13 protein-coding genes and 1 other RNA gene are annotated in these 21,353 nt (G+C 39.3%); 8 read left to right on the top strand and 6 right to left on the bottom strand.

Translation table 11 applies throughout. From position 1 onward, the window contains the following. Positions 1-235: 235 nt before the first annotated feature. The 5 genes from L6773_RS19860 (at position 236) to corA (ending at position 6,055) form a co-directional block, all read left to right on the top strand. A complete protein-coding gene (locus L6773_RS19860; protein WP_237856353.1) occupies positions 236-1,546 on the top strand; it encodes a 7TM domain-containing protein in 1,311 nt (436 codons plus the stop codon). Beyond that, positions 1,539-2,402, top strand: coding sequence for a sugar-transfer associated ATP-grasp domain-containing protein (locus tag L6773_RS19855; protein WP_237856352.1), 864 nt, complete (start codon positions 1,539-1,541; stop codon positions 2,400-2,402). Before L6773_RS19860 ends, L6773_RS19855 begins: the two co-directional genes overlap by 8 nt. 467 nt (positions 2,403-2,869) lie before the next feature. Beyond that, on the top strand, positions 2,870-4,003 hold the full coding sequence (locus tag L6773_RS19850; protein WP_237856351.1) for a hypothetical protein: 1,134 nt from the start codon (positions 2,870-2,872) through the stop codon (positions 4,001-4,003). A gap of 163 nt (positions 4,004-4,166) precedes the next feature. After that, the gene (locus L6773_RS19845) at positions 4,167-4,880 is read left to right on the top strand and encodes a fibrobacter succinogenes major paralogous domain-containing protein (protein ID WP_237856350.1); all 714 of its coding nucleotides are present in this window, start codon (positions 4,167-4,169) and stop codon (positions 4,878-4,880) included. Between the two features lie 32 nt (positions 4,881-4,912). Next, a complete protein-coding gene (gene corA / locus L6773_RS19840; protein ID WP_237856349.1) occupies positions 4,913-6,055 on the top strand; it encodes a magnesium/cobalt transporter CorA in 1,143 nt (380 codons plus the stop codon). 181 nt (positions 6,056-6,236) lie between these two features. Here the strand turns inward: corA and L6773_RS19835 are convergent, their stop codons facing one another. Continuing rightward, positions 6,237-7,199, bottom strand: a complete 963-nt coding sequence (locus L6773_RS19835; RefSeq protein ID WP_237856347.1) for an endonuclease/exonuclease/phosphatase family protein — start codon at positions 7,197-7,199, stop codon at positions 6,237-6,239. Positions 7,200-7,260: 61 nt separating this feature from the next. Next, a complete protein-coding gene (locus tag L6773_RS19830; protein ID WP_237856345.1) occupies positions 7,261-8,511 on the bottom strand; it encodes a PAS domain-containing protein in 1,251 nt (416 codons plus the stop codon). A 334-nt stretch (positions 8,512-8,845) separates the two neighbouring features. On the opposite strand from L6773_RS19830, the gene L6773_RS19825 reads away from it, so the two are divergent. After that, entirely contained in the window at positions 8,846-10,702 is a 1,857-nt protein-coding gene (locus L6773_RS19825; protein WP_237856343.1) for a DUF5060 domain-containing protein, read from the top strand. A 188-nt stretch (positions 10,703-10,890) separates the two neighbouring features. On the opposite strand, the gene L6773_RS19820 is transcribed toward L6773_RS19825, so the two are convergent. From L6773_RS19820 to ssrA, 4 genes are all read right to left on the bottom strand, one after another. Then, entirely contained in the window at positions 10,891-15,348 is a 4,458-nt protein-coding gene (locus L6773_RS19820; RefSeq protein ID WP_237856341.1) for a PAS domain S-box protein, read from the bottom strand. 43 nt (positions 15,349-15,391) lie between these two features. Continuing rightward, complete coding sequence (locus L6773_RS19815) at positions 15,392-15,829, bottom strand: response regulator (RefSeq protein ID WP_237856339.1); 438 nt, start codon at positions 15,827-15,829, stop codon at positions 15,392-15,394. 10 nt (positions 15,830-15,839) lie between these two features. Next, positions 15,840-17,030 (bottom strand): ATP-binding protein, encoded by a 1,191-nt coding sequence (locus tag L6773_RS19810; protein WP_237856338.1) that lies wholly within the window; start codon positions 17,028-17,030, stop codon positions 15,840-15,842. Between the two features lie 363 nt (positions 17,031-17,393). Beyond that, positions 17,394-17,759, bottom strand: a transfer-messenger RNA (tmRNA) gene (gene ssrA, locus L6773_RS19805). A 331-nt stretch (positions 17,760-18,090) separates the two neighbouring features. On the opposite strand from ssrA, the gene L6773_RS19800 reads away from it, so the two are divergent. Together L6773_RS19800 and L6773_RS19795 are read left to right on the top strand one after the other, a co-directional pair. Beyond that, complete coding sequence (locus tag L6773_RS19800; protein WP_237856337.1) at positions 18,091-20,358, top strand: TonB-dependent receptor; 2,268 nt, start codon at positions 18,091-18,093, stop codon at positions 20,356-20,358. 6 nt (positions 20,359-20,364) lie between these two features. Continuing rightward, positions 20,365-21,255 carry a DUF4249 family protein gene (locus L6773_RS19795; RefSeq protein WP_237856336.1) on the top strand — a complete coding sequence of 297 codons (891 nt, stop codon included), beginning with the start codon at positions 20,365-20,367 and terminating at the stop codon, positions 21,253-21,255. Positions 21,256-21,353: the final 98 nt, after the last annotated feature.

Below are 21,353 nucleotides of genomic sequence, written 5' to 3'. Positions count from 1 at the left end.
ATATATGCGTATAACATACTATTTGCTGATTATCCTACCTATTTTTTGGATTGGGCTCAGGATCGCAGCTGGATATGATGATGATCCGGGACTCATCTCTCAACTAAATTATGAAATTACATATGAATATCAGATTGACGGACGAATCGACAGCTTATCAATCGAAACCTATCTTCCTCAGAATTCTGTCAGACAAGATGTTGCTTTGGATTCAACTCAATTTGAATGGGATGATTTGAAATTAGTTACAAAAAATGAGAATAAAACTCTTTTAATGGGTGGTAATTTTAATACGGATACAACAATTACAATATCCTATAAAGTACAATCCAGGCCTATAGAGTTCATAATCGATGAAGATTTAACACAAGATGATTTACAACCAAGAGCAAATGAATTTTCCTTGCATTCTCCCAATGTAAGTGTATCAATAGATCCGGAGATCATTTTGTTAGCTGATGAATTACGAAATAAAGCGGATTCTTCAATTAATTCGTTGTCAAACCAACTCTATCAATATGTTCGAGATATCCCATCAGCAGGCCAAACAATTTTAATGAGTGCCAAAGAGTGTTTAGAATTACAAAGATGCTCAGATATCGGTAAAAGCAGGCTTCTGGCGGCTCTCTTCAATGCTAATAATATCCCTGCAAGAGTTGTCGGTGGCATTATTCTAACTGAAGGCACGCAATCAATTCATCGTTGGGCCGAAGCAAATATTGGCGGAAATTGGATTCCATTTGATACATATGAAGGACATTTTGCCCAACTCCCATCAAATTATTTAATGATTTTTACAGGTGACAGTTCATTTGTAACCAGTGCTGGTAACAACCCTCCAAGTTTCAAAATTCGAGTAAACTTAGAACGAACAAATCATTACCCAAACTATGCAATTTTAAATATCTGGGAACTCATTGATTCAGATATCATCCCTTTGCAGCCACTGCTTGTATTACTTCTTTTACCTTTGGGTGCCTACCTTGTTGCGATATTCAAAAATGTCATCGGTTTGGATACCTATGGTGTATTTCTACCGGTTTTGATCGCTTTCGCACTGATGAATATGGGGGTTATGCCTGGGTTGGTCTTCTTTACAATGATTATCGGTTTGATAGGGATACTAAACATTCCCCTGGCAAAATGGGAAATCCTTCATACACCTAAGATTGTTATCCTCCTAACTGCAGTTGCTATTATCAGTCTGATATCAATTCAGTTTTTTTTCCAAACAGGATGGGTAAAACCTTCAGCGACCCTGACATTCCCAATGATCATACTCACAATTATTTCTGAAAGTTTTGCCCGAAAAATCGAAGAAGAATCTTTTCAGGAAGCTCTTTTCATTTATGCACAGACCATCATCGTAACACTAACATGTACATGGATTTTATCTTCCGACTTACTGCAAAATTTCTTCTTAACATTTCCTGAAGCACTTTTAATAGTTGCAGGTATGAGTCTTCTCTTAGGCAAATGGATTGGATTGAGACTGATTGAATATGACCGGTTTGCTAGTATTGACAAGGAGGTAAAAAGTGTTTAAAACTTTTATAAATACCTTTAAGCGCGTTGATCAGTATATGCTGGGATTAAATGAAAGAAATATAAAATACATATATCCCAAAAATGCTCGTGAAAATTATAAATATGCTGACGATAAAATAGTAACAAAACAAGTACTTGAATCTCATCAACTTGCATGTCCTAAAACCTATGCAACGATAAGTAAAGTTGGTGAAATTGAGTCGACCTGGTCTGATATGAAAATCAATAAGAGTATGGTTATTAAACCATCGATGGGACGTGGCGGTGACGGCATCAAATTGATTCATCAAAAAAAAGGTTCATGGATCTTGGGTAAAAAGACTATCTCAGAGGAGCATATTTTTACCCATATTGCTAATATTTTATTTGGCATGTTTTCTTATGGCAAGAATGATCGCGCACTCATCGAAGAATTAATAGTACCCCACCCTTTTTTGACTGAGATATACCCTGACGGTGTAGCCGATATTCGTATCATTGTTGATGATAACCAACCTGCAATGGCTATGCTGCGTGTTCCTACAAACAAATCAGAAGGAAAAGCAAATTTGCATCAAGGGGGGCTTGGTGTTGGAATTGAAATCGATACCGGTAAACTCACACATATATTTGATGGCAGCGATTTTCTCATGGCACATCCTGATAATAAACAACCAATAACAGATTTAATTTTACCCCATTGGCATGAAATTCTTGAGTTATCAATAAAGGTTTCTGAAGTATTTCCATTGAATTTTATGGGAATTGATATCGTAATCGATCAAAAAAAAGGCCCGATGGTTCTCGAAATAAATATTCGTCCCGGGTTATCCATCCAAATGGCAAATCGTACAGGTTTAAAACAAGTTATTTAATCAAAGTGATAGCAAGGTTTACAAAATAATTAGAAGTATTAGAAAATTTTAATATATTGTAACTGTTGAATCTCTTTTAAGTGCTCAATATAAATAGACACGAATAACTAATTTGCAATAAGTTTATTTAAATCAACAATTAAGAGATATCTATAAACTTAATAATCCCCCCAAATAAACCACTAAAAAATTAAGATAAACGAATCTTTAGGAATCAGATGTACTTTCTAAAAATTTGTAAGACAACAAATAAATCTATCAATAATAATGTCTACGAGCTATAAAAAACCAAACACTCCTTATATAATCTTGATTGTTTTGTTTTTTCTCCTTGCTGCATTTGATGCGGTCTACATCAAACCTGCGGATACGCAAACAGTCATGATCAAAGTGGAAGACAATCAAATGAAAGAGGTTGATTCCACCGAAAATTTAATTGCTAAATACCTGATAATTTTTAACTAAGAATGAATAAACTCTTAGCATCTATAGTATCTTTTATTCTCGTTCTCCTATTCACGACTCAAGTATATGCTCAACTAGATTTGGAAACCGGTATTAACCAGGGTTATGAATGGAATATTTTCAAAAATCCTGAAAAGTTAGTTGAAAGCTCTGACACCCTGGCAAGAAAACAACTTTGGCAAAATTCAATTTATAATGAATTTTACATTGAAAGTGACTACTACCGGGAGTGGGCAGAAAACAGGTTAAAGCTAAGCGCTGATGTGGGAACCGATTTGTACTATCAACAATCTCAAGCTCATCGATTCAATTACAGGTTACTTTCATCATTTAGAAGTAATTTTTTAGATGGTGTCTATATTGAATTGGCACCGGAATTGAGGCGAGAACGACAAGATGGAGTAGATCGCACAGACCTTGTATTTAGTACTCGTTTGTCCTATCACCAATTAGAAGCCCCACTCCATCTTGATTTTTATCTTGGAAATAAGACCTGGCTCAAATTTGAGGGTAAATACAGATACAAGGCCTATGATCAGTTTGATAATCAACAAACTAAGTACAATGCATATACAGCAGAGGCTGAATTTAAAAAAAGCTGGGATCAAGGAGAGAGATTTAATCATGAGTTCGAAATTGAATCAATGGCTCTTTACAGAGATCAACGAATCACGGAGTTTGAAACTCAAGACTCACCACTGGATTATCGAGACAGGGAATTCACAAAGATTGAACTTGGAGTAATCTATACATTAGAAAACAAGTCAGATGCATTTGAAATTGAATTTCCTGTGCAGGGCACCGTTTTTTATGATCACCCAACCAGTAATTTAGACTATAAAGAGATCGAATTTGGAACCGATATAGAGTTCAGATTGCGTCAATCAACCATTTCAATGAGCCTTGAACACACACTACGTGACTTTAAGAACTTTGAAGTAGATGGAGGCAAAACTCTATATTATTCTTATTGGAATGGCGATATTGAAATTGAAATTCCAGTAATATCAGGTGTCTATTTAAAATCCATTGCAGCATTTACGACCAGAAATTCAACCAGGGAACGATTGACGTCAGCTTTTTATAGAGCTTATACAACATCTTATCTTCAGACAGGAGTAATTTTCTATCTTTGAAATTTAGCTTCATAAGCAGCGAGTAACTTCCATTTTATAAAAGGTTCATTATCGCATTTTTGATTCATAAATATCTTTAACGGTAGTCTTATCAATTATCTGTGAATTCACCTGTGAACTGCCTATTTTATGACAGTTTAAAAAAATGGAATTGATTATTCGCATGCAACGAACTTTAAAGGCAGCTTTTATTGGACTCTCAATATTTATATTGAGCTCTTGCTCTTGGTTTTTGCCTTCATACGATGGCCCTACAGAGATTTCACATGGATATGTGGAAGGTGTGACACCCGCAAATGGCCAGCTTTATAATGAGCGTACCTATCCCACTGTTCAGGCTAACTGGCCGGGGCCCGGTGGCGATAAGATCTGGCTTGGTGTAAATCTTGGTGCCTCAAGTCGTCCCCAAACATCAGTTGACGACGATGCTTCAAAAGCCGGATGGTATTTCCAGTTTAACCGAAAACAGGGTTTTTATAACAACGGAACAAATTTGACTCCCAGGTGGCCCACGAATGAAATTGTGGAGGATTCCGAATGGAAGCTCGAGAATGATCCCTGCCGTATCTTACTGGGTGATACCTGGAGGCTTCCGACCGTTGAAGAGTTACGCGCATTTATGTCGGCACCTGCAAATAAAGGAGGAATGGGAGACGGGAACAGGACATCGGCTTTCAACTCAACGTTAAAAATGCATGCTGCCGGTAACCTGCAATCATTTGACGGCTCGCTTCAACTGCGAGGAGAAGTTGGAAATTATTGGGCTTCCGACCAGTTTAGTGAAAAACGGGGGGAGATCTTAACATTTGGTGAAGGCAGCAATACCTTTGCCGGAAATAAAGCCTTTGGACGTTCTGTTCGTTGTATCGAGGAATAGATCAACTATAAGCCACTCTTAGAAATACTCTCATGAAAGAACGTGCTAAAAATGCAGCCAGGAAACTTCAGAGTACCTTAGTACCTAAGCCCTTTAAGCGATCCGCCAAAAAGCCGCCGGGACAAAAACCCGGTACAGCAATATATACGGGTGAACAACACCTGGATGAAGTAAGAATGATTGTTCATGACTTTAGTGAACAACATTATGATGTGATCCCCATTGAGAAAATTGAATCCTCGGAATCTTTTTTACAATCCGACTCTAAAACATGGATACAGGTACAGGGGCTTCATGATATCGAGAAACTTCGCACAGTATGGGATTATTTCGAACTTCATCCATTGATCCATGAAGACATCGTGAATATGTCTCAGCGTCCTAAGATTGAGGAGTACGAGGACTCCATTTTTGTTGTAATGCGAATGATAACTCATAAAAATCAAGATGCTGAATCACATGGATTGCATACGGAACAGATCAGTATAGTTTTAGGCGAAAATTATGTTCTATCCTTCCAGGAAAGAGATGACCCCGTTTTTGATCCCATCATTAAAAGACTGCAGATGGAGAATACCAGGCTGCGAAAATTGGGTTCTGATTATCTTGCATATGCCCTCATCGATACGATTGTAGACCATTATTACCAGGCTTTAGATTTAATTGGACATTCTATTGAAGAAATAGAAGAACTGGTTATTGAAGATCCCCGGGAAAAACATTTGCAGAAGATTCACTCAATGCGTCGTGAACTTGTTCATTTCAGAAAATCAGTCTGGTCTCTTCGCGATGGTTTAAACTCTCTGATTCGAGATGAATCTCCCCTGATTTCTGATGAGGTAAAAGTATTTATTCGCGATGTTTATGATCACCTTGTACAAGTTATCGACAGTATTGAAACCAGCCGGGAAATGGTGTTTGGCCTTTACGACATGTATATGTCAGGTTTAAGTAATCGAATGAATGAAGTAATGAAAGTATTAACGATTATAGCGACAATTTTTATGCCCCTGACATTTGTGGCGGGTATCTATGGTATGAACTTTAACCCCGAAGCAAGCCCGTTGAACATGCCTGAATTAAACTGGTATTTCGGTTACCCCGCTGCCTGGATAGTTATGCTCATTCTTGCATTTATTATGGCATTCTACTTCAAACGAAAAGGATGGCTTTAATGGCTGCATTGTAAAATTATTTCTCGGTATTTTTGACAGTTCTACATCTATTATCTGCTTAATTCTACCTACTCAAATCTATCATATCATCTAATGGACGTACAAAACATTTTACGTGAACACGTAACGATCCGTGAACTTCTTCACGTTTCCGAAACCTGGACAGTAGAATAATGATCAATCAGCGGGTTGAGAATTCAGCCCATAACGGCAGATGATCGGAGATTCTCCATGACAGCTGGGATGAACTTAAATTCCTGTTTTGTAGAACGTGCGGACTAAACTTCAGTGATCCTCCCCTCAAATATTTAACAGATAGTTGAGAGATATTGTCATCGTCTTCAAACCAGGCGATCTGATCGTAAAATTTAGAACTTCCATCATAAACAGTACGGCGAATGTCGTGTAAGTCTTCAGGAACTTTCAAGCCGGTTGATACAAAAGCTTTATATCTCTCATCATCTTTTCGATCGATGTTAAAATCACCTAAAACCATCAGGCTTTGATCAAAAGAGTGCATGTCTTCCGACCATCTCTTTAACCATTCTGCAATGGCTTTTAACTCGGGTGTTCTTTCCGATGGACTATCGCCATAAAGTACATGCAGTGTTACCAAAACAAAGGTTTTTCCGCCGACTCTGAAGCCAACTGCATAAGGTGTTCTGGCAAATTGTCGTTTAAAAGCACCTTCTTCGATTGATTCTATCTCTTCATTGGGTACTACCAATTCACAGGCCAGACCAGATAGCTTCACCTTTCGGGTATCAAAGAGAAATGCCAGTCGTTCGTCGTTTCCTTCACTTCCGCCTGAAACATCCGTCAAAATAAAACTCCAATGTTCACCGAGAATTTTCAGCATGTGGCGCAATGCTTTTAGATTTCCTCGCACCTCCTGAATGGCAATGATATCAAATCTCTTGACGATATTTGTGATAACCAGCAGTGAATGCAGATCACGTTTGGGACTATCATCATCGTCAGCTTCCCATTTTTCAGTCAGATCTCCAAATGCCCTGATGTTCCATGTTGCAATCATCACATTTTTATCGAGCTCCTTATAGGGCAGCAGCGTATCAAGGCTGGTATTTAACTCGATTAGCTCATTTCTAATGAATTCCGGTGGTCTGTCTGTAATCCTGGGCATAACATTCTCACTTGGTTTTTGATTTGACTACATAATACTCAAAAAATTGTTTTTGTGTTTACTAAATCATCCGGCCCAGTTGAGCTAACTCATATGTATTAATGAGAAGTTGCTCATGCTTCTTCAGATCATCTGAACTACGTTTTTTGGCAATCTTTACAGCCAGAATATCAATAATGGTATCTAACAGATGCTTTTCATCCTCAAGGAACGGAATTTCTCCACTTTGGAAAGGTTCATCATCTAAATACACTATCTCAATAGACAGCGCGTCATCCCGGAGTTTCAGGTTTTGGGATGAGATTACTACTTCCGATTCTTCGTAGTTGATGGATGTAATCTCTTCGTTAGCATACAGAATTTTAACACCAATAAACTTCGGATACTGAAAGCCGATAGGAATAAGCATCATAGCCCGATGCAAGAGTTGTGGAATTGTAAAATCCTGCTCATCAAGGTTGGTGATATTCCAAAGGCATTTCTGCTCCTTCATTCGTCTTTTTTCAGCTTCAATAGCTAAATCCCGTTGATACACAATCTCTTTCTCTTTTGTGATGTCGATCATCAATCCATCAAGGCTTACCGGCACACCATTCTCTTCGCGGATGGTCAGCAAGTCGCGTATCCAAACTATATCTCCCTGAGAGCTGATCATCCTGTATTCAAGGGTATGATGTCCCCCCTCTTGTATGACTTGATTAACTTTTGAAATCATTCCATTTCTATCCTTGGGATGTACCTGCTCAAGCCAAAAATGTCTGTTTTCCAACCAATCGGATGCGGGATAGCCCAAAATATTCATCGACTGCGGACTTACATAAATATTTTTAAGTGTTTCCAGGTCAATTTCCCGTACAATTCCGTTTATGGATTGAACCAGGGACCGAAACCGGAATTCACTTGCCTGTAATTTCAATTTTGTATTGCGAAAATGGTGATACCTGTTCACCTCTCGCCTGACTACAAACTCCAGTTCCTTGAGATTATCCGTAGATACATAATCCGAAGCACCGTTTAGCACCAATGTATCAATGGTAGATTCCTCCCAAACTGTATCTGAAATAAATATAAAAGGTAGTTGGAGTTCTCTTTCTCTCACATAGAACAGAACTTCAATTCCATTGTAATCTGATAAGTTGAAATCACAAATGACGATGTCGTAGTCGCTCAAATTGTAATATTCTCTTAAACTTTTAAAACTGTCAATTACATCGACTCGCCCTTTGGTATAAAGTTTTTTTAGTGTATCTGAAATTTTTTCTCTTCCAGCAATATCGTCCCCAATTAACAATATTCGGACTTTCTGACTCATATTGTGCTTTTTTTTGAACAGGTTGTATGGTTTTAAACTGCCTCCCTTTTTGCCGACACTATCATAATACTAAATATTAGAATATTTTAATATTCAGCGGCATTAAATTATTCCGGATATAAATGCCCTTTGTAACAATCAGATGCATTTATCCGAAATTGAGATTGATCATTAATATTTTTGGGTCCATTTATTGTGCGAACTAAGTCATAAATTTATAGAGATGATACATGAGAGCTAAATTTTCAGACATATATGGCTCTACTTCAGTTCTTTTTTAATTTTTTATATTGTTCTGAGTCTAAGGTCACTAATAATCAGATATAATCTCATAATGAACGTTATAAAGAATCTATCCCTGATATTAATTCTAATTTCATTTTTCATTGGATCCACAAACTGCCAAACAAGCCCCGCCGGTAACGTTAGCGGCACACTTGAAACATGGAACAAAGTGACAATTGATTTTGAAGGCCCGGAAGCCACAGAAAGTGACAGCAATCCAAATCCGTTTCTTGACTATAGACTTGAAGTGGAGTTTACGGGACCGGATGGAGAAGTATATCATGTACCGGGATTCTTTGCAGGAGACGGTAATGGAGGAGGCACCGGCAACATATGGAGAGTTCTCTTCTCTCCCGATGCCCCCGGAATATGGAACTACACTGCAAACTTTGTAAGTGGCGATGAGATTGCCGTAAATACTGACCAGTCAGGCGAATCTGTTGCATTCGACGGAGCCACCGGCAGTTTTGATATTGAGCCTACAGATTCATCGGCGGAGGGTTTTTATAAGTGGGGGCGGCTGGAATATGTTGGTGAACACTATTTCAAATTCAGAGACGGAGATTACTGGATTAAAGGAGGAGCAGACAGCCCCGAAAATTTCCTGGCTTATGATGGATTTGATAACACCACCAGGAGTACACAAAATTACGACGGCCTTGAGAGTCTGCCGGCCCTTCACACCTATTCTGCCCATATTGAAGACTGGAATCCGGGCGACCCTGATTGGGGCGATGGCGAAGGGAAAGGAATTATTGGAGCCCTTAATTATCTCTCCTCAAAAAATGTGAACAGTATCTATTTTCTGCTTCAGAACATTGGAGGAGATGGTAAGGATGTGTTCCCATGGGTTGGGAACCCGGATCCATCGGGGAATCCCGAAAACGACAATCTCCATTATGATATCAGCAAACTCGAGCAATGGGAAACCGTTTTAAAATATGCCCAGGAAAAAGGGATTGCGCTCCACGCCGTACTCAACGAAGCCGAGGAAGCCAATAAACGTGAACTCGATGACGGTGAACTCGGAACCGAAAGAAAACTTTTTTACCGGGAAATGATCGCCCGATTTGGTCACCACCCTGCCCTGCAATGGAATATCAGTGAAGAGTATAACCTGAAGTTTGATTTAGGTCCCGAACGAGTCCGCGAATTTGCGTCTTATATTCAAGAAGTTGACCCGTATGACCACCCCATTACGGTTCATACGGCTGGTGATCCGGTTGAAGAGCTGGCATTCATATATGGAGACCCGTTATTTAGTACAACTTCGGTTCAGCTCAACCAAAGAAGGATTGACCATATTACAGAGGCCATTCGAACTGCGACTGCTGAGGCAGGCCACCCTATTCCTGCTTCAATGGATGAATTCACAGTAGATGTAGGGGATAACATATCCTGGATTCCTGTAGACGACGCAGATAGACAGCGAAAACAGAAATTATGGCCAACATACATGTCCGGAGGCCAAATAGAATTTATTCTTGAAGGATTTCTCGAAGTAGACAGTTTCAAAAAACCGGAAGCAGATGCTCTCTGGGATTACACCTGGTACGCCCGGTCTTTTATGCAGGAGAACCTCCCCTTTCATCAGATGCAGCCGATGGATGAACGGGTGTCAAACGAATCTACGTTGACAGTTGGCGAGGGGGATGGCGTCACATCCGAAATGGGAGCACAGGTTTTTGCAAAACCGGGAGAAATTTATGCAGTCTACTATCCCGCTTCTGAATCGACGGGTTCGGTTGACCTGACTGATATGTCCGGTGAAGTTACTATGCAATGGTTCAATCCAAGAACCGGTGAGTTTGAAGGGGAAGTTTTCACTTCAGAAGGAGGTACAGAAGTCGAACCGGGATCCGTTCCTTCAGATCCGGGGGAGGATTGGGTTTTGTTGATTAATTGATAACGTAATTTTTTAAAGTTATTTATTTTCGAAACAATTGCTCCAAAACTTAAATCCAAATAGCCGAACCTAACTTTTAATGAGCTGATTAGAGACTCAATTATTGGTTAGGTAGGCATTCCCAATTCCCTTTGTATCACTTTTATGGATATATATCTTATGCATTGAATACTAATTTAACCTGAATTTTACACCAAATAAGCATTTCCAATGCCCTTGATCTCTTTTTTATTAAATTGGATAGAAAATTCTGTGCCATTTTCATGCACTGTTTCATAGTTGTAGGTGGCATCCATCTGTTTTGACAAAACATCAATCAGTTGCATGCCCAGGCTGGATAAACTCTTATAATTAAAATTATCCGGTAGTCCACGACCATCATCCCTAATCGTTATTATTACTTCATCATCCAGCTTTTGTAGTTCGATTTTAATTAACCCTTTTTTCCTGTCTTTAAAGGCGTGTTTAATAGAGTTTGTGATCACTTCATTGACAATAAGAGACGACGGTATTGCCTGGTTTACATTCAGCTCAATCTCCTCGCATTCAAACTCCACATCAATATCCGCCTGAATTTGAATTGTATCTACAATCATTGAAACCAGCTTTCTTAGGTTCACAGAGAAATCAATCTTGGAAAAACTGCCCGATTCATACAGCATTTCATGAATAGTTACCATCGTACGAATTCTCGATACACTGTCGTATAATTTCTTTTGTAATATTTCGTCTTGACCCTCTTCCATAGCCTGTAATTGCATCATACTGGACACAACAGCGAGGTTATTTTTAACCCGGTGATGAATCTCCATCAGTAGAGTTTCTTTTTCCTGTAGTGAGTCTCTCAATTGATTGATTCGATTTCTTCGTTCTGTCACATCCCTTCCAATACAGATCCAATGACTGTATTTACCCGCCCAATCTCTTACAGGTGCAAATGATATGTGTGCCCACTTCTCCTGATCCGTGTTATCGAGGTATGCTATCTCTAATTGACATCTCTCTCCCCTGTCTAAGGCCTGAATTGTACTGACAATTTCTTTTCTATTTGTCTTGTTTCCCATAAAACTAAGCAAGGAATTTCCAAGAGCATCATCCCTGCTGAAACCGGTCATTTTTTCAAATGCGTCATTTACATATAAAATATTTCTTTCAGGTGATTGAGGGGTTTTCTCTTCAATGATCGCAATTGCTTCGTTACTGTTTGCAATGGCAGACTCCAGTAACTTAAGCCATAAATTCTCCTCTTTTTGCTTGGTGATATCCTGCATTGCACCGATAATCCTGATCGGTTTTCCATCTTCATCGGCAATAATATAAGCGCGATCATTTATATATTTGTATGTACCGTCTTTACACCGAAAACGATATTCAGCCTGCGTCCGATCTCTTTTTGAATTCAAAGCCTTTTTGAACAAATAGTGCATACGTTCACGGTCATTTGGATGAACTTTACTTAACCACCAATCTCCTGTATTATCTACTTGCTCAATATCGTATCCAAAAACCTCATGAATATTGGAGTTGTAGGTTGTTACATTATTCACTAAATCAGCATCCCAAATAGTGTCGCTGGTAGCTTGAGTTACAATTTCATATCGTTCGACACTTTCTTCGAGTTTACGTCTTTGTTCAACCAATTCAGTTACATCTTTATCGATCGCTATATATCCTTTAAAATTACCATCATCATCAAAAATGGGATCGGCGGTCATATCCAGCCAAACTGGGTGATCCTCTTTTGTATAATTCAGAATAACTTCGTGAATAGACTCCATCTTTCGCTTTAAGTTACGAACCCTCTTAGCTATTTTATCGTCTGTATTCTCACCTCGCAATAATTCACCGGGAGTTTTACCCACACTTTCTTCTAATGAATAACCCATCTTTTGCTCAAACGCCTTATTCACCCATGTGACTTTGTCGTTTTCATCCGTCATGATGATAATATCGGTGGTTTTAGCTGCAACAAGTGAAAGCTCTTCAAGCTTTTCCTCATACTTTTTCTGATCAGTGATATCCGTTAAAGATCCAACGATTGCTACTGTTTCACCATTTTCTAAAACAGGGGCCTCATGTACCCGAGCCCATATAATCCCACCATCCGCGTGTTTGAATTGCAATTCATATGAACCCTGTGGCTTACCTGTCTCGATAGCTTTTATTTTTTTCCTGAACCCGATTTCATTCGCGGGATGATCGGTTACGTGATCCATCCACTTATTCATCGCCTCTTCAGGTTTAAGCCCAATAAAATCAAAGCTCTGCGGGCTTATATACTCCAGCTGGTGATTCACATCGTGTTTGAAAAAGAGATTCGTGCTGTGTTCTACGATTTCACGAAGCTTTTGCTCTGTAGCAACCAGTTTTTCATATGCCCGACGCCGGAGAGTTACATCTCTCTCAATTGCTATAAATCCTGTACATTCTCCATCTTCAAATAATGGGTCTATTTTCATATCGAGCCAATATTCATTTCCATACTTGTCGTAATTTAGGATGGTTTCTTGTACAGACTCTCTTGCATCAATCGCCTCTTGTATAATTTTCTTTGTTTCGGGATCTGTTCCAGGCCCCTGCAGAAAATCGCTCGGTATTTTACCCAACGATTCTTCCATTGAATATTTCGTCAATTTCTCATAGGCATCGTTCACCCAGGTAACTTTCTCATCGGCATCCGTCATAATGATTACATCGGTAGTTTTTGATGCTACAAGGGAGAGTTTCTCAAGTTTTTCTTCATACTCTTTTCGTGCAGTAATGTCAGTCAGCGATCCAACTATCGCAACAGTTTCACCATTTTCAACAACCGGGGCTTCATTCACTTCAACCCAGATGATTTCGTTATCAAATTTTTTCAGTTGAAGCTCGTATGGATCCTGTGCAATTCCGGTTTCAATGGCTTTTTCTGTTTTTTGGATACCTTTCTCATTTACAGGGTGATCTGTTGCAAACTCTGTCCACATTCTTTTTGCCTTTTCCGGGCTGCAACCTAAAAACTCCTTCGATTGCGGACTTAAATAGGTGATGAGATGATTTGCATCGTGCCTATAGAATAGATTTGTACTGTTTTCAACAATCTCACGTAGCTTTCTTTCCTGATCGATCCGTTCGGTTACATCCATGGAGTTGGTTACGTACCCATTAATGGCAGGATTTTCAGTTAAATTTGTAACAGTAGATTCCATCCATCGCCAAGTATCTTCTTTATCCTTATACTGGAATGGGGCAATTTTAATACTTTCACCGGGAGAAATATTGTGTAGAGACTTCTTTATACGTGTGTGATAGTCAGGGTGGAGCACATCATAAATTGATTGATCATAGAACTCTTGTGGTTCCCGACCCATTTTTTGCATTCTGTCTTTTGTAGGAGCTACATATTTGTAATTTCCATCAACATCTATAATGGCTATGATATCAGAACCTTCATTCACGAGAGATCGAAATCTCTGCTCACGCTTATGTACCTCCTCTTCTGCCCGTTTCCTTTCGTCAATATCCTGCAAACTCCCGAAAATTCTTATATATTTACCATTGTCAAGTTCAGGCTCTCCAATAACCCTGATCCATTTTTCATTATTTTTTGCTGTAATAATTCTCAGTTCAACATCGAATGACTCTCCTTCTTCAATAGCCCGGTTGATTAGACGGCGAATCGTTTCCCTGTCTTTTCCTTCCTTATAAAATTCAATCCCCGTTTCGATATCCGGAAAAAAGCCTTCCGGAACTTCATGGATCTCTTTGGTTTTAGAAGACCAATATATTTCTGTATTAACTATATCGATTTCCCAGTTTCCGATCTGGGCAAGATCATAGGTTTTTTCCAGGAGTTGCTGCTTTCTTTCAAGTTCCTCTTGATCAAGAATACGATTGATTTTCAAAGAAAGAAGATCAACAATCGATTCAATTAAATGCTGCTCTTCAGTGATAAAAGGCCCGCTATCTGAAACCGGTCTGTTTTCCAGGTAGACAACTTTAAGTTTAAGATTCCCGCTTTGGATTTTATCCGAGTTTCCGGTTAAATACCAATCCGTTTCTGAATAATTAGGCGTTTGATAAACTTCACCGTCATACTCGATGGAGGCTTCTGCAATTTCGGGATATTTCCAACCGGCAGGAATTAAACTCACAGACCTTTGAAGCAACTCGTTAATGCTAAATTTCTGATCGTCCAGCCTTGAAATTTTATAAAGACACTGCTGCTCTTTAACGCGCTCTTTAAGATCACGTATAGCTCTGTCGCGTTCTTTCTGCGTCTTCTTTTGTTTCCTGTAGCTTATCAGCTCGCGTTTAACAGCAGGACCAAGCCGTTCAAGATTGTCTTTGAGCACATAATCAGATGCACCCTGCAGCATTGAATCAACGGCCTTCTCCTCTCCGATGAATCCGGAAATAAGAATAAAAGGAAGCTCATTATTGTATTTTCGTATAAGTTCCAGGGCCTCAATTCCCGTAAATCCGGGGAGATTATAGTCACTTATTATTAAATCCGGCTGATACTCTTCCAGATGGTCGATAAAAGTATTTTTTTGATCGACAACATCAAGATTGAACTCCAAATCCAGTTTATTTAACCGAATTTTAAGTAGTTCCACATCATCCCGGTTGTCCTCCACCAGTAAAATTCGAAATGGTTCTGTCATATTTATGTTGCAATCTTCTTTCTAATAAAGAAGAACACAATCCCTAAATTATATTCTTATTGATGGCAAGCCAATATACCCCCAGGTTGTTGACCACTTCCACAAAATCCTGGTAGTCAACCGGCTTGCGTACGTAACTGTTTGCCCCCAAATCATACCCCTTGATGATATCCTCTTCCTCCTGCGAGGATGTTAATATAACCACTGGGATTCTCTTGGTTTTTTTGTCAGCCTTAATCTCCTTTAAAACTTCATGACCATTTACTTTAGGAAGCTTCAGATCAAGTAAGATTAGCTCGGGATAGCCAAATTTTGAAATCCCCTCATTGTTTTTTCCAGATAAAAAATGGATCGCTTCTTCGCCGTCTTCAACTACTTTTATTTCGTTTGCAAAATTATTCTTTTTAAATGCAAGAATGGTTAATTCAACATCATCCGGATTATCCTCAACCAATAAAATATAGTTATCTGGTTCTGCCATTTAAAAAAGTCTAAAATTGAAAATAAAATGTAGCTCCTTCGCCCTCCGGGCTTTCGGCCCAGATAGTTCCTCCATGCAACGTCATAATTCGTTTTACAGTAGCCAAACCAATTCCCGTTCCACTAAATTCATGATGAGAATGAAGTCTGCTAAACGCTTTAAACAGTTTGTGCGAATAAGCAGAATTAAATCCGACACCGTTGTCAGAAATATAAAAAACTTTTTCTCCTTCGTTTGATGTTGAGCCAACCTGAATTTTTGCTTCCTCTTTTTTAGAGGTAAACTTCAGTGCATTGGAGATTAGATTTACCAGCATAGCTTTAATGAGTCCTTTATCTGCTACTGTTTTTAAGTTCTCATCAATTTCAATCTCGACCACTCGTTCAGACTCTGGACCAATCAAGTCATCAAAAACTGTTTTTGCAACCTCACCCAGATCAAACTCCTCTTTTTCAACATTTCTGCGGGATATTCTCGAAAGCTTTAGCAGGTTATCAATAAGTTGACCCATGTCCTGGGCACCTTGTCGAATACGTTTTAGATAATGAGCTCCTGTATCGTCGAGTTTCTCCGCATACTCATTCAATAACTCCTGGCTAAATCCATCAATTCTTCGTAATGGGGCTCGTAAATCGTGTGAGACGGAATACACAAAATCATCCAATTCCTGGCTGGCCGATTCGTATTGGGCTCTACTTGAGGCTGCCTGTGCAGCTAAGTTTTCATTTAAATTATGTAGCTCTTTCCGGGTTCTCAATTTGTCATCATCAGAAATATTCTTGGCAGAAGCAACAGTTTCCGTCAGGTCTTCCGCAATCAATATCAGGGAATCCACTGCACCGTCACTGTTTACAACCGGTGAGCATTTGAATTGCAGGTACAAATGAGTCGTTGAAGTACCACATTTATCTAACTCAAATTCAATAATATCCGTCTTCATTATTTCTTTGTTGGAAATAGCTCTTTGAATCAAATTGAATAAATCAGACAGACTTTTCTCCTGTTCACCTGAAAAATAATCTCTTAAAGTTTCCAGAAAGGGTTTACTTAAAAGATTCCGCCGTTCTATATTCGTCAGATTTAAAAAAGCGTCATTAACCTCTTGAACCGTAAATTTTGGAACATCCGGTTTTAAAATAACCAAAACAGTTGGGAGTGCTGAGAGAATAGATTCCAGTCTGTTGAAAGACACTTTACGCATAACAAATGTGTTGCACCTAAAGAAAGAGATATTCAGATATTTTTATATGAAATTAAATTAATGTTTTTTATTGGTGTTTTCAATTTTTTGAATGCCTTATGAAGTAGTTAGATCTATTGGCTTTAAGTTAAGTGAAGAATATCATTGAACCGCAGATGACTGATTAGTCAATTTTTAAAAATCTCTAAAAATTTTTTACTCTATGGATATTAAAAACCTTTTCTGTTTGAGCTTTGCTAATATTTAGAAGTGCGGGGAATCGAACCCGCGAAGCACTGCTTCGCAACATTTAGTCTTCATTCAGCTCATTACCTATCCATAAAAAAACCCCATAAAAGCAACGCTTCTATGGGGCCTAAAATATAGTGGAGGTGCGGGGAATCGAACCCCGGTCCGAGAAGGTAAATCGTCAAGCATCTACATGCTTAGCTATTGATTAAGTTTCGGATGAAGCAATGCTCAATAGCAAAGCAACTTCAACCTATTCTGCATTAAGTTCTCCAGCCACGCAGCAGACATGCGCTTCGGAAAAGCCAGTTTTGTCGACGCTCGCAATGGGCCCTACTGGCAAGAACCCAAAGGAACGGACTCGTCAGTTTATGCTGCGAGTCTGTATGAGTAATTGTTGTCAATTACATTTATCCATGATGAATGATTAACGAGATTCATCGGTCAATCTCGGCATGCAGCCTGCAATTGTACTCAACCCGTCGAATCCGGTACACCCCCAGAATGTCAATGAACAAAATGTGGTTATAACTTACCGTCTTAACTCACATTGCATAATATAACGGATTTAAACGTGGAATCGTATTTATAAAAGTGGACCCATTTCACTTGTAACCACAGAAAAGTTGATATGAATTTTTAAATCCGGTCAGAATGTTCAAAGCCCACTTCTATATATTGATTATGTATCTCAACAATAGTTATTAATTTCATTTCAAATAATGAAACGAAGTTAACATTATAAATATTAGAATAATCAATATTTACTGATAACTTTATAAGCAGAAGTCCGTGTAAATATTGACTAACAAATAAAAGATCGTTTACATAAGTGAAGCAAATAGTACTGCTATTCATCATACTTATTCTAATTCCATTTTCATTGGTAACAGCGCAGGAAACAGCCTCTGTTAACGGGTTTATCACTGATAATGAAACCGGTGAAACCTTATTAATGGCAAATATTGCATTAACTGAGATTAACCGTGGTACCTCCTCAAATACGTCTGGCTATTATACGATAACCAACATTCCGCCGGGCACATACACACTCTCAGCCACTTATATAGGGTACCAGCGATTTGACCGGGAAATTGAACTTGAAGCGGGTGAAAGCCTTCGCCTGGATATCCAGATGATTCCCGAAAGTGTGGAGATGGAAGCGATCTATGTGGAATCTGAAGCGGAGCAGGAAGAGCAGCGGAATATCGGTACGGCACAAGTAGATATCGAAATGGTTAAAGAACTTCCATCTGTGCTTCAACCCGACGTATTTCGATCTGTTCAGTTATTACCCGGCGTAAAAGCGGCCTCCGATTTTTCGAGTGGTCTGTATATTCGCGGAGGAAGTCCTGATCAAACCTTGATTTTACTGGATGAAACGACCGTTTATAATCCCTCCCATTTTTTCGGTTTCTTCTCAACATTCAATCCTGATGCCGTAAAAGATGTTCGCCTTTATAAAGGTGGTTATCCGGCTGAATACGGGGGCAGAATTGGCTCGGTACTTACTATTTTTAACAAAGATGGTAATCGAAATGAAACAGAGGGTTCTGTAAGTCTTGGCCTGCTCTCCTCAAGGGCTTCTATTGAGGGGCCATACAGTAAAGGTTCGTGGATGCTGGCTGTACGAAGATCAACCCTTGAACCCCTGTTGGCCATACTTCGCCAGAGTGTAGATAACGTACCCGATAAATTCTATTTCTATGATGTGAATGGAAAACTCAATTTTGATGCTACTCAAAATAACCGGTTTTCCCTGGCTTTTTATAGCGGAAATGACAATGTCGGGATTCCATTCCAGGAAGACGCAAAAATAAATCTGAAATATGGCAACCAAACGCTTACAGCAAAATGGCGTCGAATTATTAATGACAAATTATTTGGTTCATTCACGGCAACAGGGTCCCGATATTTTAATCAACCTGAATTCAAAATAGCAGGAACTCCCTTCAAGCGAGACAACAATATCTACGATCTTTCTCTGAAAGCGGATTTAGAATATCTGCCTAATGAACACCACACCATTAAAATGGGAGTTTGGGGAGGAAATCTAATTCTGAATTTCAGAGACCGTTTTGATAATGTGGATACATTCAAAGAACGAATTGATTCGAATTATTTATCCGCCTTCATCCAGGACGAATGGAGGCCCTCCGATCAGTGGATTTTTAACGGTGGGTTCCGCCTGAATTCATTTTCAGAAGGAGATTATGTTCGGATTGAACCCCGGCTTTCTGCAGAATTCAGGCCAACTTCCCGAATCCGGCTCCAGGCTGCCTATGGGCGTTACAATCAGTATCTCACACTGATCACAAATGAAGCATTCTCAGGCTTTGATCTCTGGTTAACTTCAGATAATGGTGTACCCCCTGCCTATGGTGATCAATATGTAATTGGTGCTAAAACTATTCCGTTTGAGGATTACGGACTAGATGTAGAAATTTATTATCGAACCATGCATGATCTTTTTGAGTTAGATCCCTTTTTGAATGATGCAGCGGGACAGGATTACCCCGACCTCTTTCGGTTTGGAGATGGCTATGCATATGGAGTTGAACTTTTCTTTGAGAAAAAAGTGGGGCGATTTACCGGGTTTTTAGGATATACCTATGGAATAACACGACGAAAATTTCCCGGTTTTAATGCACCAGTTCTCGATGATCCATCAGAAGCCCGATTCTATCCACCAAAATACGATCGTACTCACGATCTCAATATTTCTGGAACTTACGAATTGTCCTCCAAATGGACTGCCACGGCTGTATTCAGTTATGCAACGGGACAAGCTTATACCGAACCCCTTGGGAGAACAAAATTTGCTCACCTGCCGTGGGATAACTCCGACAGAGATGCATTCGTGGTAGGAAAGATAAATGCATCCCGGCTTCCCTCCTACCACCGGCTCGATCTTTCATTTAGCCGTAAAGGACGGTTTTTTGATCTGGGTGATGCAGAATGGCAATTCCAGGTAATAAATGTGTACTCGCGAAGAAATGTTTGGTTTTATAATTACGATTTTGAAGAAGAGCCTCTTGAAAAAACAGAGGTAACACTGCTTCCAATCTTGCCATCTATCTCTTACACAGTAAATTTTTAATAAGTCATGAGAAAGTTTTTATTCATCATACCCTTATTAGTCCTTGCAGCTGCTTGTGATCAGTATGATCAGGACTCATATAAAGAATACGTGGTTGTTGAAAGTTTTGCAGTGGCAAACGATTCTCTTCCAAGCGTATTTGTAACGACAACTGCACGTGCAAACCAACAGTATGATTCATCCGATGTGGTTCTTAATAATGCTGATGTTCAGATAGTACTACTGGATGAAAGCGGATCTGATGAAGAGGTTTTTGGATATATCTACAGTAGTGAACAGGAACGATATATCCCACAAAACAAGCAACACAGAATGCTGCCGAGGCGAACCTATCGCCTTGATGTAAGTTTTGAAGACAGAGACGAGATTATCCATGCAAGTACAACGATACCCGACGATTTCGAAGTCATTAACGAAATTCCTGAAACAATTTTCTACCAGAGTGAAAATCAACTTGAACTGATTCTGTCTGAAACAGAAAGAACTCAAACACAAAATATATTCGTCTTTACAGCCATTGCACTCCATGCACGGATTGATAACATGACACCGTTCTATTTCGCAGCTTTAGATGAGGATGGAGTTGAACTTTCCGATTTCCAGGTGAACTCATCCGGGTTGATCAACGAAGATAACTTCACACAAAATCAGGACGGTACAATTACACTCAAATACCCTTGGCTGGGAGTTGCGTTCTATGGCGAGACTCAAATTGTCACTCAGTCAGTCGATAAAAATATTGCTGATCTTGTTCGCTCTCAGGATGTACAGCTGGGTGGCTCTACCCTATCCCCCGGGGAGATTCCAAACCTGATCTATAATGTAGAGGGAGGAATTGGAATCTTCGGAAGTTTAGCATCAGATACGGTCTCGACGATTTTTTTAAATCCGTTTTGATAATATAATGTACAACGGGCAGCCTGCCCGTTACTGACTATATCCAGCCTATTGATGAGCGTTATCAGGTTATCTGAATTCTATTCTAAACCCAATTT

Source organism: Rhodohalobacter sulfatireducens (genome assembly GCF_022012475.1).
GTDB classification, from domain to species: Bacteria; Bacteroidota; Rhodothermia; order Balneolales; family Balneolaceae; genus Rhodohalobacter; species Rhodohalobacter sulfatireducens.
The sequence above is the reverse complement of the archived record's forward strand: the minus strand, read 5'-3'. Positions and strand labels throughout refer to the sequence as shown.

What these genes read in the sequence shown, in the direction of transcription:
- L6773_RS19850 (WP_237856351.1), top strand. Translation starts at nt 2,870, where the DNA reads ATGAATAAACTCTTAGCATCTATAGTATCTTTTATTCTCGTTCTCCTA.
- L6773_RS19845 (WP_237856350.1), top strand. Translation starts at nt 4,167, where the DNA reads ATGCAACGAACTTTAAAGGCAGCTTTTATTGGACTCTCAATATTTATA.
- corA (WP_237856349.1), top strand. Translation starts at nt 4,913, where the DNA reads ATGAAAGAACGTGCTAAAAATGCAGCCAGGAAACTTCAGAGTACCTTA.
- L6773_RS19835 (WP_237856347.1), bottom strand. Translation starts at nt 7,199, where the DNA reads ATGCCCAGGATTACAGACAGACCACCGGAATTCATTAGAAATGAGCTA.
- L6773_RS19830 (WP_237856345.1), bottom strand. Translation starts at nt 8,511, where the DNA reads ATGAGTCAGAAAGTCCGAATATTGTTAATTGGGGACGATATTGCTGGA.
- L6773_RS19825 (WP_237856343.1), top strand. Translation starts at nt 8,846, where the DNA reads ATGAACGTTATAAAGAATCTATCCCTGATATTAATTCTAATTTCATTT.
- L6773_RS19820 (WP_237856341.1), bottom strand. Translation starts at nt 15,348, where the DNA reads ATGACAGAACCATTTCGAATTTTACTGGTGGAGGACAACCGGGATGAT.
- L6773_RS19815 (WP_237856339.1), bottom strand. Translation starts at nt 15,829, where the DNA reads ATGGCAGAACCAGATAACTATATTTTATTGGTTGAGGATAATCCGGAT.
- L6773_RS19810 (WP_237856338.1), bottom strand. Translation starts at nt 17,030, where the DNA reads ATGCGTAAAGTGTCTTTCAACAGACTGGAATCTATTCTCTCAGCACTC.
- L6773_RS19795 (WP_237856336.1), top strand. Translation starts at nt 20,365, where the DNA reads ATGAGAAAGTTTTTATTCATCATACCCTTATTAGTCCTTGCAGCTGCT.